Source organism: Pseudomonas sp. AE27 (assembly GCF_037113495.1).
Taxonomy (GTDB): domain Bacteria; phylum Pseudomonadota; class Gammaproteobacteria; order Pseudomonadales; family Pseudomonadaceae; genus Aquipseudomonas; species Aquipseudomonas palmensis.
The window spans coordinates 4,622,656-4,634,816 of sequence record NZ_CP146966.1 but is presented as its reverse complement, the minus strand read 5'-3'; the positions used below and the strand labels follow the sequence as shown (position 1 = coordinate 4,634,816).

The window sequence follows — 12,161 nt, the reverse complement described above, 5'->3', positions numbered from 1 at the left end:
ATATGTCAGCGGCCCCTGGCGCCTTGTCGTACACCGACAGCGCCCAACCCCAAGCCTTCGAGATTCGTCCGTTTGCCGGTGCCGTGGGCGCCGAGATCATCGGCCTGGACCTGAGCCGTCCGGTCAACGCTGGCGATTTTGCGCGCATCCACCGCGCGCACCTGGACCACCATGTGGTGGTGTTCCGCGACCAGCGCATCACCCCCCAGCAGCAGATCGACTTCAGCCGCCGTTTCGGCGTGTTGCAGATCCACGTGCTCAAGCAGTTCCTGCTCGGCGGCCACCCCGAGATCCTGATCGTCTCCAACATCATCGAGAACGGCCAGAACATCGGCCTGGGCGATGCCGGCAAGTTCTGGCACTCGGACCTCTCCTACAAGGAATTGCCCAGCCTGGGGTCGATGCTGCATGCCCAGGAGCTGCCCAGCGAGGGCGGCGATACCCTGTTCGCCGACATGCACAAGGCCTGGGACCAGTTGCCCGCCCACCTGCGCGCCGCCGTCGAAGGCCGCAGCGCCGCGCACTCCTACACCGCGCGCTACAGCGAAACCAAGTTCGAAGGCAACTGGCGCCCCACGCTCACTGCCGAGCAACTGGCCCAGGTGCAGGAAGTGATCCACCCGGTGGTGCGTACCCACCCGGAAAACGGGCGCAAGGCGCTGTTCGTCAGCGAGGGCTTCACCACCCGCATCGTCGGCCTGCCCGAGGACGAAAGCCGCCAGATCCTGGCCGAGCTGTACGCCCACAGCGTGCTCGAACACAACATCTACCGCCACCAGTGGCAACCCCACGACCTGGTGTTCTGGGACAACCGCTCGCTGATCCACCTGGCCGCCGGCTGCCCCGCGCACCTGCGCCGCAAGCTGTACCGCACCACCATCCAGGGCGACGCCCCGTTCTGACCCGTCTTCAGGAGTACCGCATGCGCAACTCAATCAGCCGCCTGGCGGCCAGCATCGGCCTGGGCGTCAGCCTGCTCGCCGGCAGCCTCGTCGCCCCCGCCACGGCCCAGGCCGAAGGTGAAATCCGCATCGCCGAACAGTTCGGCATCGTCTACCTGCTGCTCAACGTGGTGCGCGACCAGCACCTGATCGAGAAGCACGGCAAGGCCCAGGGCATCGACATCAAGGTCGACTGGACCCAGCTCTCGGGCGGCGCCGCGATCAACGACGCGCTGCTGTCCGGCTCGGTGGACATCGCCGGTGCCGGCGTCGGCCCGTTGCTGACCATCTGGGATCGCACCTACGGCCGCCAGAACGTCAAGGCCGTGGCCTCGCTGGGCAACTTCCCGTACTACCTGGTCAGCAGCAACCCCAACGTCAAGACCATCGCAGACTTCACCGAAAAGGACCGCATCGCCCTGCCGGCGGTTGGCGTCTCGGTGCAGTCGCGCTTCCTGCAGTACGCCGCCGCCCAGCAGTGGGGCGACAAGGACTACGCGCGCCTGGACAAGTACACCCTGGCGGTCCCGCACCCCGACGCCACCGCCGCGCTGCTGGCCGGCGGCACCGAGCTCAATGCGCACTTCTCCAACCCGCCGTTCCAGGACCAGGCGCTGGCCAACAAAAGCGTGCACGTGGTGCTCGACACCTACGACCTGCTCGGGCCCAACTCGCCCACCGTGCTGTTCGCCACCGAAAAATTCCGCAACGACAACCCCAAAACCTACCAGGCCTTCGTCGACGCCCTGGCCGAGGCGGCCGACTTCGCCCAGCACGACAAGGGCGCGGCGGCCGATACCTACATTCGCGTGACCAAGGCCAAGATCGACCGCGAGGCGCTGCTCAAGATCATCGACAACCCGCAATACGAATTCAGCGTCACGCCGAAGAACACCTACAAGCTGGCCGACTTCATGTACCGCATCGGCGCGATCAAGCACAAACCCGAATCGTGGAAGGACTACTTCTTCCAGGACGCCAAGCCACTGCAGGGGAGCTGAGCGCATGACCGCCCGCTTGCCAGGCCACACGGCCAGCAACCTGAGCCCCGTGAGCGCACCGGCGCTGCTGCAGGTGGACAACCTCAGCCTCGAATACCGCACCGCCCAGCGCGTGGTGCGGGCCACCCACCAGGTCAGCTTCGAAGTGGACAAGGCCGACCGTTTCGTCCTGCTCGGCCCCTCCGGTTGCGGCAAGTCGACCTTGCTCAAGGCCGTGGCCGGCTTCATCGAGCCCCGTGAGGGCGCGATCCGCCTGCAGGGCCAGCCGGTGCACGGGCCGGGCCCGGACCGCATCGTGGTGTTCCAGGAGTTCGACCAGCTGCCGCCGTGGAAAACCGTCAGGCAGAACGTGATGTTCCCGCTGCTGGCCTCCGGCACGCTCAAGCGCGCCGAGGCCGAACAGCGCGCCCTGCATTACCTGGACAAGGTCGGCCTGGCGGCATTTGCCGATGCGTACCCGCACACCCTCTCCGGCGGCATGAAGGCGCGCGTGGCCATCGCCCGGGCGCTGGCCATGCAGCCCAAGATCCTGCTCATGGACGAACCCTTTGCCGCCCTCGACGCGTTGACCCGGCGCAAGATGCAGGAAGAACTGCTGCTGTTGTGGGAGGAGGTGCGCTTCACTCTGCTGTTCGTCACCCACTCCATCGAGGAGGCGCTGGTGGTGGGCAACCGCATCCTGCTGCTGTCGCCGCACCCGGGGCGCGTGCGCGCCGAGATCCACAGTCACCAGTACGACCTGCACAGCCTGGGCGCTGCCGACTTCCAGGCCAGCGCGCGGCGCATCCATCGTCTGCTGTTCGACGATGATGCCGCCGCCGAGCAGGACGCCGCCCTGGATTTCACCGACATCCGCATCGCCTACTGACCGGGAGCCCCACCGATGACCACCTCTGCACCGGCTCCGCGTCAGGAGTACGAAGTCACCCTTGAACCCCTGCTCAGCGTACCGCTGGAACGCGAGCTGCCCCTGGGCCAGCGCCTGTGGCAACAGGGCTGGCTGCGCAAGAGCCTGATCCTGATCCTGCTGGCGCTGGCCTGGGAGGCCGTGGCGCGCTATCAGGGCAACGACCTGTTGCTGCCCAGCTTCCTGCAAACCGCCGCGGCGCTGTACGACGGCCTGCTCAGCGGCGAACTGCCGGCCAAGGTCGGGGTGTCGCTGGTGGTGCTGCTCAAGGGCTACCTGCTGGGCATCGTGCTGGCCTTCGGGCTCACCAGCCTCGCCGTGTCGACCCAGTTCGGCCGCGACCTGCTCAGCAGCCTGACCTCGATGTTCAACCCGCTGCCGGCCATTGCCCTGCTGCCGCTGGCGCTGCTGTGGTTCGGCCTGGGCGACAACAGCCTGATCTTCGTGCTGGTGCACTCGGTGCTGTGGGCGCTGGCGCTCAACACCTATGCCGGCTTCATGGGTGTGTCCGAAACCTTGCGCATGGCCGGGCGCAACTACGGGCTGCGCGGCTTGCGTCTGGTGGTGCACATCCTGATTCCGGCGGCGCTGCCGTCGATCCTGTCGGGGCTCAAGATCGGCTGGGCATTCGCCTGGCGTACCCTGATCGCCGCCGAACTGGTGTTCGGTGCCACCAGCGGCAAGGGCGGGCTGGGCTGGTACATCTTCCAGAACCGCAACGAGCTGTACACCGACAAGGTGTTCGCCGGCCTGGCCGTGGTGATTCTCATCGGCCTGCTGGTCGAGAGCCTGGTGTTCAATACCCTCGAGCGCGTCACAGTACGGCGCTGGGGCATGCAGCGCTGAGCGCATCGGGGCGACAAAAGTGCGTGTCCTTGTCTAGGCTTGCCTCACAGGGTGGCATGGGCCACCCACCGGTCAGTCAGGGATGAACCGTTGTCTGCTGCCAGCACCATCTACCCACTGCTCGCGCGGCTGTTGCCCAGGGTGATCGCCCCCGATCCGGGGGGGCAGACCCAGCGCCACACGGCCGGCATCGGCATGCCGGCCCAGCGTGCGGTGCTCGGCAGGGGCTTCTGCCTGGTCAACCGCCTGGACGAAGCCGTCGACCTGCAGGCGGTGTATGCCGACCTGCGCCAGCAGGCCCTGGATGGCAGCGTGGTGGCGCTCAACGACCTCGGCTGGGTATGGCTCAACGGCAAGTACTGGCGTGCCGAACCGGCCCTGGCCGGGCGCCTGCTGCGCATGGCGGCGCTGCAGGGCAGTGCGGTGGCCTGGTACAACCTGGGCCAGCAGCACTATTTCGGCAAGGGCGTGACCATCGCCTACGCCAGCGCCGCCGAGTGCTACCGGCAGGCGTTCGAGCGCGGCCTGGACGAAGCCGCCGCGGCGCTGGGCGACCTCTACGAAGAAGAGATCTGCGATACCCACCTGCAAACCTGGCAGGTCGATCCGCAGCGCGCCTACGACTGGTTCATGCAGGGCGCCCAGCGCGGCGATGGGCGCTGCCGGTTCGAGATCGGCTACCGCCTCCTGCATGGCCAGCAGGTGCGGGCCGATGCCAGGCTCGCCGTGTACTGGCTGGAGCTGGCGGCCGCAGCGGGGGTGATGCCGGCGGCCGAGGAACTGGCCATGCATTTCAGCGTGGCCGGCAACCCCATGCGCTACCTGTTCTGGCGCGACCGGGCGATCAGCCTGGGCAGCCCGCGGGCGCTGACCCTGAAACACGAAGACCAGTACCGGCGCTGACCTCGGCCGACGGATGCCGCATTGCCGCTATTGACGCCCGGGGCGTTGATCGAAGAACATTGATAGTTAGCAAACTATGAATCTCGACACCTTGCCCATGAATCTTGATGCACTGCAACTGAACATCAGCAGCGGCATGGTCGCGGCCAGCCGTCACTGGCGGCGCATCTGCCAGGCCACGCTGGTCGGCTACGGCATCTCCGAAGCCTGCGCGGTACCACTGCTGATGATCGTGCGCCTGGGCGATGGCGTGCACCAGGTGGCGGTAGCCCAGGCCGCAGGGCTTGAAAGCCCGTCGCTGGTGCGCCTGCTCGACCAGCTGTGCAGCGCCGGTTTCGTATGCCGCAGCGAAGCCCCCGGTGACCGCCGCGCCAAGGCCCTGAGCCTGACCCCGCGCGGGCGCGAGCTGGCCGAGGCGATCGAGGCCGAGCTGGTGCGCCTGCGCCGCCAGGTGCTGCACGACATCCCGCCCGCCGACCTCGAAGCGGCGCTGCGCGTGGTGCGCGCCTTCGAAGACGCCGCGCAGCGCTCGCCGGGCGTGCCTTCATGAAGGACTTCTTCAGCTCCATGCCGCCGGCGCGGGACTGGTTCTACGGCGTGCGCACCTTCGCCGCGTCGATGATCGCCCTGTACATCGCCCTGCTCATGCAACTGCCGCGCCCCTACTGGGCGATGGCCACGGTCTACATCGTCTCCAGCCCGTTCGTCGGGCCCACCAGCTCCAAGGCCCTGTACCGCGCCCTGGGTACACTGCTGGGCGCGGCGGGGGCGGTGTTCCTGGTGCCGCTGCTGGTACAGACCCCGGTGCTGCTCACCTGCGCCATCGCCCTGTGGACCGGCACCCTGCTGTTTCTCTCGCTGCACCTGCGCACCGCCAACAGCTACGCGCTGATGCTGGCCGGCTACACCCTGCCGATGATCGCCCTGCCGGTGGTGGACAACCCGCTGGCGGTATTCGACATCGCCTCCTCGCGGGCCCAGGAAATCTGCCTGGGCATCGTCTGCGCGGCGGTGGTCGGGGCGATCTTCTGGCCGCGCCGGCTCACCCCGGTGGTGGTCGGCGCCACCGGCAACTGGTTCGCCGAGGCGATCCGCTACTGCGACACCTTTCTTGCCCGCCAGGCCACGCCCGAAACCGTGGGCGGGCTGCGCGCCTCGATGGTCACCACCTTCAACTCGCTGGAGATGATGATCGGCCAGCTGTCCCACGAGGGCGCGCGGCCGCAGACGGTCAAGAATGCCCGCGAGCTGCGCGGGCGCATGATCCACCTGTTCCCGGTGATCGACGCCCTCGACGACGCGCTGCTGGCCCTCGAAGGCCGCGCCCCGGCCCAGGCGGCGCAACTGCAAGGCTTGCTGGAGCAGGCCCGCAGCTGGTTGCAGGCCAGCGCCGAAGACGCCTCGGTGGCGCGCTGGACGGCCCTGCGCGAGCAGCTCGAACGCCTGCAACCGAGTGTCGCCGCCCTCGACGAGCGCCCCGGCCTGCTGCTGTCCAATGCCCTCTACCGGCTGGGCGAATGGATCGACCTGTGGCAGGACTGCTGCAGCCTGCAGCACGCCATCCGCGACGAAGACCTGTCGCCCTGGCGCGCGGTGTACCGGCACTGGCGCCTGGGCCGCCTGACGCCGTTCTTCGACCGTGGGCTGATGCTCTACTCGGTGTTCTCCACCTTCACCGCGATCCTCGCCGCCACCGCGCTGTGGATACTGCTCGGCTGGCCCGACGGCGCCAGCGCCGTGATCCTCGCGGCGGTGGCGTGCAGTTTCTTCGCGGCCATGGACGATCCCGCGCCGCAGATCTACCGGTTCTTCTTCTGGACCACCCTGTCGGTGGTGTTCGCCAGCCTCTACCTGTTCCTGGTGCTGCCCAACCTGCATGACTTCCCGATGCTGGTACTGGCGTTCGCCGTGCCGTTCATCTGCGTCGGCACCCTCACCGTGCAGCCGCGCTTCTACCTGGGCACCTTGCTCACCATCGTCAACACCGCCTCGTTCATCAGCATCCAGGGCGCCTACGACGCGGACTTCCTGACCTTTGCCAACGCCAACCTGGCCGGCCCGGTGGGGTTGCTGTTCGCCTTCATCTGGACCCTGGTGGTGCGCCCGTTCGGCGTGGAGCTGGCGGCCAAGCGCCTGACCCGCTTCAGCTGGCACGACATCGTCGGCATGACCCGCCCGGCCAGCCTGGCCGAACACCGGCGCCTCGGCGTGCAGATGCTCGACCGCCTGATGCAGCACCTGCCGCGCCTGACCCAGACCGGCCAGGACACCAACAGCGCGCTGCGCGACCTGCGCGTGGGGCTCAACCTGCTCGACCTGCTGGCCTACATGCCACGGGCCACGCCGCCGGCACAGGCGGCGCTGGCGCAGGTGATCGCTGAGGTGGGTGCGCACTTTCAGGCGTGCCTCAAGGCCCGCCGCCGCCTGCATGCGCCGGCCGACCTGCTGCGCAGCATGGAGCGTGCGCGTCATGCCCTGAACCTTGAGGCCATGGCCGACTGCGGGGAAACCCGCGTGCACCTGCTGCATGCCCTGAGCGGCCTGCGCCTGGCGCTGCTGCCGGGGGTGGAGGTGGTGCTGGAACCGTCCGACGATCAACCGCAACTGCCCTACGGCATCGATGGAGCCCCCCTGTGATCGGTGAACTGGATATCAGCGGGGTATTTCTGCCCACGCTGCTGGTGATGATGGTGTTCACCTATGTGCTGTTCCTGGGGGTGCACGCGGTACTCACGCGCCTGCACTTCTACCGCCTGGTCTGGCACCGGGCGCTGTTCAACGTTGCTCTCTACGCCGTGCTGCTGGGCACGGTCGACCACTTTTGCCGAAGCCTGATGCTGCCATGAAAAAACCCTTACTGACCCTGGGCCGCGTGGTCCTGACCCTGCTGGTGGTAACGCTGGCAACCGTGCTGGTGTGGCAGATGGTGCTGTACTACATGTTCGCCCCCTGGACCCGCGACGGCCACATCCGCGCCGACGTGATCCAGATCGCCCCCGATGTGTCCGGGCTGATCCAGCAGGTGTCGGTACGCGACAACCAGGTGGTCAAGCGCGGCGACTTGCTGTTCAGCATCGACCAGGACCGCTTTCACCTGGCTCTGCGCCAGGCCCAGGCGACCCTGGCCGAGCGCCGTGAAACCCTGGCCCAGGCGCAGCGCGAGGCGCGCCGCAACCGTGGCCTGGGCAACCTGGTGGCGCAGGAGCAGCTCGAAGAAAGCCAGTCGCGCCAGGCCCGCGCGCAATCGGCCCTGGCCGAGGCGCAGGTGGCGGTGGACGCGGCGCAGCTGAACCTCGACCGTTCGGTGGTACGCAGCCCGGTCGACGGCTACCTCAACGACCGCGCCCCGCGCGCCCACGAGTTCGTCAGCGCCGGGCGCCCGGTGCTGTCGGTGGTCGACAGCAACTCCTACCACGTCGATGGCTATTTCGAAGAGACCAAGCTGGGCGGCATCCATATCGGCCAGGCCGTGGATATCCGCGTGATGGGCGACGACGCGCGCCTGCGCGGTCGCGTGCAGAGCATCGCCGCAGGCATCGAGGACCGTGACCGCAGCAGTGGCGCCAACCTGCTGCCCAACGTCAACCCGGCCTTCAGCTGGGTGCGCCTGGCGCAGCGCATACCGGTGCGCATCGCATTCGACGAGGTGCCGGAAAACTTTCGCATGATCGCCGGGCGTACTGCCACGGTGTCGATCATCGAGGATGCCGCCCGATGAAACGCTTTGCGCTGCTGGGCGCAGGGTTGCTGCTGTCGGCCTGCCAGATGGTCGGGCCCGACTACAGCGTGCCCAAGGAGGCGGCGGTCAATCGCGGCGACCTGCAGGGCGCGCTGCGCAGCGACGCCGATAGCGTGGTCTCGGCGCCGGTGCCCGCCAACTGGTGGCACCTCTACCAGGACCCGCGTCTCGACGCGCTGGTCAACCAGGCGCTGGCCGCCAACACCGAACTGCGCGTGGCCGCGGCGAACATCGCGCGGGCGCGGGCACAGGTCGAGGAGGCCGAGGCCCAGGGCGGGTTCAATGGCGGGGTCAAGCTGGGTGCGCAGCGCCTGCAGGAGTCCGGCGAAGCCTTTCTGCAACCCGACAAGGTGCCGGTGGCCAACATCGGCGAGGCGATCCTCAGCGCCTCGTACCAGTTCGACCTGTGGGGCACGCTCAAGCGCGGCGTCGAGGCCGCTCAGGCCCACGCCGACGCCACCCAGGCTGCCGCCGACACCGCCCGCATCACCCTGGTGGCGGATGTGGTGCGGGCCTACACCCAGGTGTGCGCGGCCAACGAGGAGTACCACATCGCACGGGCCTCGCTGGACCTGCAGGAGCAGAGCGTGACCCTCACCCAGCGCCTGCGCGATGCCGGGCGCGGTGACGAAACCCAGGTGACGCGCACCGAGACCCAGTTCAAGTCGCTGCGCGCCGAACTGCCGCGTTACCAGGCCATGCGCGAGGCGGGCCTGTACACCTTGTCGATGCTGCTGGCCAAGCCGGTCGAGCAACTGCCGGCGGGTACCGCGCACTGCGCCGAGCTGCCGCACATCGCGCAACGTGTGCCGGTGGGCGATGGCGCCGCGCTGCTCAAGCGCCGCCCCGACATCCGCCAGGCCGAACGCAGCCTGGCGGCGGCCACTGCCGGCATCGGCGTGGCCACCGGGCAACTGTACCCGGACATCAGCATCGGCGCGCAGGTGGGCACCATCGGCATCCTCGAGAACCTGGGCAAGCCGGCGACCAACCGCTGGGGCTTTGGTCCGCTGCTGACCTGGACCGTGCCCACCAATGGTTCGCGGGCACGCATTCGTCAGGCCGAGGCCTCGACCCAGGCGGCGCTGGCGCATTTCGACGGGGTGGTGCTCAACGCCATCCGCGAGACCCAGACCAGCCTGGCGCAGTACAGCGCGCTGCTTGACCGGCGCGACGCGCTGGCCGAGGCCGAGCGCTCGGCGCAACTGGCGGCCGACCAGACCCACCGGTTCTTCAAGGCCGGGCGTGAATCGTTCCTGGCCGACCTGCAGGCCACGCGCACCTACACCGACATGCGTGCGCAGCTGGCGGCGGCCAATACCCAGGTCGCGATGGGGCAGATCGGCTTGTTCCTGGCGCTGGGCGGCGGCTGGTAGCAACCGCTATCTTGCAGGGCCATTCTGGCCCGCTCCCACATGGGCAGCGGTGATCCTTGTGGGAGCGGGCTTGACCCGCGATTGGGCCGCAAAGCGGCCCCCACCCACCCTCGAGCGACGCCATCGGCATCGGAACGTCTGCATGTACCGCAACTGCAGCGACTAAACTCCAGCGGTCGGGACCGGCGGTGAAATTAAACGCCAACCCGACTGACCTCGAACGACCTGTGCGCTGTCTACCTCATTCAACCCGGCCTGACGCCCAGAAGGAGTGACCCATGGAAGCACCTACCCACAGCTTTAGCGCCCTGTTCAAGCAGCTTGGCCTGCCCGATGATCCCAAAGGCATCGACCAGTTCATCACCAGCCACTCGCCGCTCAAGGGCGACATCAAGCTGGTGGATGCGCCGTTCTGGACGCCGGCACAGCGCGAATTCCTCAAGGAGGCGATTCTGGAGGATGCCGACTGGGCCGTTCAGTTCGACCAGCTCAACGAGGCGCTGCGCAATCCCCGCAAATAAGCGCTGAGCGGCACCTGTACCTGCAGTTGGCGTTGCTATGCTCAGAAAAACAATAAGGGGATGGCGCCAATGAAAGATCCCTACGCACCCGGCTTCTGGGCGGCCGTGACCGCCCTGGGCCTGCTGAGCACCGGCTACTTCTACGGCGTTCGCCAGCTCTACCAGCTGGTGGAGGCCATGCACTTCATGTACGCGGCCGCCGCCGTGATTGCGGCGCTGGCCCTCACGGCCCTGGCCTGGAGCAGCTGGCAGCAGCTCAAGGTGCGCAAGCGCCAGCTAGAGCAGGGCCGCACCCTGGTGGCCATCTGGAACACCAAGGTTGCCCTGCGCCGGGTCGAAACCGTATTCGACCGCTACTTCTGGGGCAGCTACTGGCAGCCGGGGCGCACTTTTCAGGAAGTGATGGGCGAGCTTGAAGGCACCCCGCTCGAACAGAGCCTCGAAGCCCTCAAGCGCCAGTGCCAGCAGCTCGACCAGCAGACCCGCGGGCGCCACCGCTACTGGCTGAACAACGCCCGCGAACTTTCCAGCGTGGCCACGGCCATGGCCCGCGAACGCTACCAGCTCGACCTGTGCGACTCGCAGCAGAGTGCCGGGCGCGGCAGCGCCGTGCTCAACCGCGACCTCGAAGTGCTGGTGTACACCTGGTCGGCGCGCCTGCGCAGCTTCGACCACCAGCTCGACGAGCTGGAGGGCGAATACCGCTGAGGTTCATTCGCCGCGGATGTACTGCTCCAGTTGCAGGATCAGGTTGGCCTGTTCGGCAATCGCCGCCTTGACCAGGTCGCCAATCGACAGCAGACCGATCAGCTGGCCGTTCTCCACCACCGGCAGATGGCGCAGATGGCTGTTGGTCATCAGGTTCATGCACACCTCCACGCTCTGGTGCGGGTCTACCGTGACCACCGGTGCGCTCATGATGTCGCGTACCGGCGTGCCCACCGACGAACGCCCCTTGAGCACCATCTTGCGGGCGTAGTCACGCTCGCTGATGATCCCGACCACCTGGCCGTCATCGACCACCGGCAAGGCGCCGACGTTCTTCTCGCCCATCACCATCAGCGCCTCGAGCACCGTCTGGTGCGACCTGATGGTGTGTACCGCATGGTGTTTTTCTTCTTTGGTATTGAGCAGCTCTTTCACGGTTTTCATGTGCAGCCTCGGCGGTGGATAAGCGGCGATGCCTATCCCCTAAGAATCGTGCACGGATGCCCACTCGGCAAGGTTGAAAACGCCATGGGGCCGATTGAAAAACGTCATGCTCCGTCGAAACCGCGCATCAGCATCAACGCCACGCCTGTCAGCAGCACCGCCGTGGCCCGTTGCAGCAGGCGCCGACGCGCCGGCTGCTGCAGCACATGACGGATGCGCTGGCCGAAATAGCAGTACAGGCAGCCGCTGGCAAATTGCAGCAGCAGGAAGGTCAGGCCGAGTACGGCGATGTCGCGGGTGTGGCTGGCAAACTGCGGGAACACCGCGCTGAACATTAGGATGCTCTTGGGATTCGACAGCCCGGTCAGCAGGCCCCTGGCGAACAGCGCCCGGAAACCCTCCAGCGCCGGCCCGCCGCTATCGCCCAGCGCCAGCCCGGTACTGGTCCACTGCCGCCAGGCCAGGTACAGCACATACGCGACCCCCAGGGCCTGGGTCAGCTGGCGCACCAGCGGGTAGCCCTGGATCAGCGCCGAAAAGCCCAGTGCAAACACCAGAATCGACAGCAGGTAGGCCACGCTGGCGCCCAGTTGCGCCGGCAGCGACTGGCGCAGGCCGGCCTTGAGGCCCAGGCTCAGCAACAGCAGGGTCATCGGCCCGGGGCTGAAGGTCATGCTGGCGCAGAACACCACGAAGTAACCGAAAGAGGAGGGCGTCAGGCCGAGGCTCATGGGGCAGTGCTCACAGTGCAAAGGCCGCAGTCTAGAGCGCGGGC

14 protein-coding genes are annotated in these 12,161 nt (G+C 67.4%); 12 read left to right on the top strand and 2 right to left on the bottom strand.

Annotated features, from left to right (window positions below):
- Positions 1-2 precede the first annotated feature (2 nt).
- From V9K84_RS21215 to V9K84_RS21160, 12 genes are all read left to right on the top strand, one after another.
- Complete coding sequence (locus V9K84_RS21215) at positions 3-902, top strand: TauD/TfdA family dioxygenase (protein ID WP_043861328.1); 900 nt, start codon at positions 3-5, stop codon at positions 900-902.
- A gap of 20 nt (positions 903-922) precedes the next feature.
- Positions 923-1,942, top strand: coding sequence for an ABC transporter substrate-binding protein (locus tag V9K84_RS21210; protein WP_043861327.1), 1,020 nt, complete (start codon positions 923-925; stop codon positions 1,940-1,942).
- A gap of 4 nt (positions 1,943-1,946) precedes the next feature.
- Positions 1,947-2,810, top strand: coding sequence for an ABC transporter ATP-binding protein (locus V9K84_RS21205; protein ID WP_043861326.1), 864 nt, complete (start codon positions 1,947-1,949; stop codon positions 2,808-2,810).
- A 15-nt stretch (positions 2,811-2,825) separates the two neighbouring features.
- Positions 2,826-3,695 (top strand): ABC transporter permease, encoded by an 870-nt coding sequence (locus tag V9K84_RS21200; protein ID WP_088513903.1) that lies wholly within the window; start codon positions 2,826-2,828, stop codon positions 3,693-3,695.
- Between the two features lie 90 nt (positions 3,696-3,785).
- A complete protein-coding gene (locus V9K84_RS21195) occupies positions 3,786-4,598 on the top strand; it encodes a tetratricopeptide repeat protein (RefSeq protein ID WP_088513902.1) in 813 nt (270 codons plus the stop codon).
- Positions 4,599-4,695: 97 nt separating this feature from the next.
- Entirely contained in the window at positions 4,696-5,148 is a 453-nt protein-coding gene (locus V9K84_RS21190; RefSeq protein ID WP_043861339.1) for a MarR family transcriptional regulator, read from the top strand.
- Positions 5,145-7,235 (top strand): FUSC family protein, encoded by a 2,091-nt coding sequence (locus tag V9K84_RS21185; RefSeq protein ID WP_088513901.1) that lies wholly within the window; start codon positions 5,145-5,147, stop codon positions 7,233-7,235. Before V9K84_RS21190 ends, V9K84_RS21185 begins: the two co-directional genes overlap by 4 nt.
- The gene (locus tag V9K84_RS21180) at positions 7,232-7,444 is read left to right on the top strand and encodes a DUF1656 domain-containing protein (protein ID WP_043861322.1); all 213 of its coding nucleotides are present in this window, start codon (positions 7,232-7,234) and stop codon (positions 7,442-7,444) included. Before V9K84_RS21185 ends, V9K84_RS21180 begins: the two co-directional genes overlap by 4 nt.
- Positions 7,441-8,316 carry an HlyD family secretion protein gene (locus V9K84_RS21175; protein WP_088513900.1) on the top strand — a complete coding sequence of 292 codons (876 nt, stop codon included), beginning with the start codon at positions 7,441-7,443 and terminating at the stop codon, positions 8,314-8,316. Before V9K84_RS21180 ends, V9K84_RS21175 begins: the two co-directional genes overlap by 4 nt.
- Complete coding sequence (locus V9K84_RS21170; protein ID WP_043861320.1) at positions 8,313-9,713, top strand: TolC family protein; 1,401 nt, start codon at positions 8,313-8,315, stop codon at positions 9,711-9,713. Before V9K84_RS21175 ends, V9K84_RS21170 begins: the two co-directional genes overlap by 4 nt.
- Before the next feature lie 278 nt (positions 9,714-9,991).
- Positions 9,992-10,234, top strand: coding sequence for a DUF2789 domain-containing protein (locus tag V9K84_RS21165; RefSeq protein ID WP_043861319.1), 243 nt, complete (start codon positions 9,992-9,994; stop codon positions 10,232-10,234).
- A 69-nt stretch (positions 10,235-10,303) separates the two neighbouring features.
- Entirely contained in the window at positions 10,304-10,942 is a 639-nt protein-coding gene (locus tag V9K84_RS21160; protein ID WP_054915884.1) for a hypothetical protein, read from the top strand.
- Positions 10,943-10,945: 3 nt separating this feature from the next.
- On the opposite strand, the gene V9K84_RS21155 is transcribed toward V9K84_RS21160, so the two are convergent.
- On the bottom strand, positions 10,946-11,386 hold the full coding sequence (locus tag V9K84_RS21155) for a CBS domain-containing protein (protein ID WP_043861317.1): 441 nt from the start codon (positions 11,384-11,386) through the stop codon (positions 10,946-10,948).
- A gap of 104 nt (positions 11,387-11,490) precedes the next feature.
- A complete protein-coding gene (locus tag V9K84_RS21150) occupies positions 11,491-12,117 on the bottom strand; it encodes a LysE family translocator (RefSeq protein ID WP_088513899.1) in 627 nt (208 codons plus the stop codon).
- Between the last annotated feature and the right edge of the window lie 44 nt (positions 12,118-12,161).

What these genes read in the sequence shown, in the direction of transcription:
- V9K84_RS21165 (WP_043861319.1), top strand. Translation starts at nt 9,992, where the DNA reads ATGGAAGCACCTACCCACAGCTTTAGCGCCCTGTTCAAGCAGCTTGGC.
- V9K84_RS21205 (WP_043861326.1), top strand. Translation starts at nt 1,947, where the DNA reads ATGACCGCCCGCTTGCCAGGCCACACGGCCAGCAACCTGAGCCCCGTG.
- V9K84_RS21175 (WP_088513900.1), top strand. Translation starts at nt 7,441, where the DNA reads ATGAAAAAACCCTTACTGACCCTGGGCCGCGTGGTCCTGACCCTGCTG.
- V9K84_RS21170 (WP_043861320.1), top strand. Translation starts at nt 8,313, where the DNA reads ATGAAACGCTTTGCGCTGCTGGGCGCAGGGTTGCTGCTGTCGGCCTGC.
- V9K84_RS21215 (WP_043861328.1), top strand. Translation starts at nt 3, where the DNA reads ATGTCAGCGGCCCCTGGCGCCTTGTCGTACACCGACAGCGCCCAACCC.
- V9K84_RS21150 (WP_088513899.1), bottom strand. Translation starts at nt 12,117, where the DNA reads ATGAGCCTCGGCCTGACGCCCTCCTCTTTCGGTTACTTCGTGGTGTTC.
- V9K84_RS21155 (WP_043861317.1), bottom strand. Translation starts at nt 11,386, where the DNA reads ATGAAAACCGTGAAAGAGCTGCTCAATACCAAAGAAGAAAAACACCAT.
- V9K84_RS21200 (WP_088513903.1), top strand. Translation starts at nt 2,826, where the DNA reads ATGACCACCTCTGCACCGGCTCCGCGTCAGGAGTACGAAGTCACCCTT.
- V9K84_RS21210 (WP_043861327.1), top strand. Translation starts at nt 923, where the DNA reads ATGCGCAACTCAATCAGCCGCCTGGCGGCCAGCATCGGCCTGGGCGTC.
- V9K84_RS21160 (WP_054915884.1), top strand. Translation starts at nt 10,304, where the DNA reads ATGAAAGATCCCTACGCACCCGGCTTCTGGGCGGCCGTGACCGCCCTG.
- V9K84_RS21190 (WP_043861339.1), top strand. Translation starts at nt 4,696, where the DNA reads ATGAATCTTGATGCACTGCAACTGAACATCAGCAGCGGCATGGTCGCG.
- V9K84_RS21185 (WP_088513901.1), top strand. Translation starts at nt 5,145, where the DNA reads ATGAAGGACTTCTTCAGCTCCATGCCGCCGGCGCGGGACTGGTTCTAC.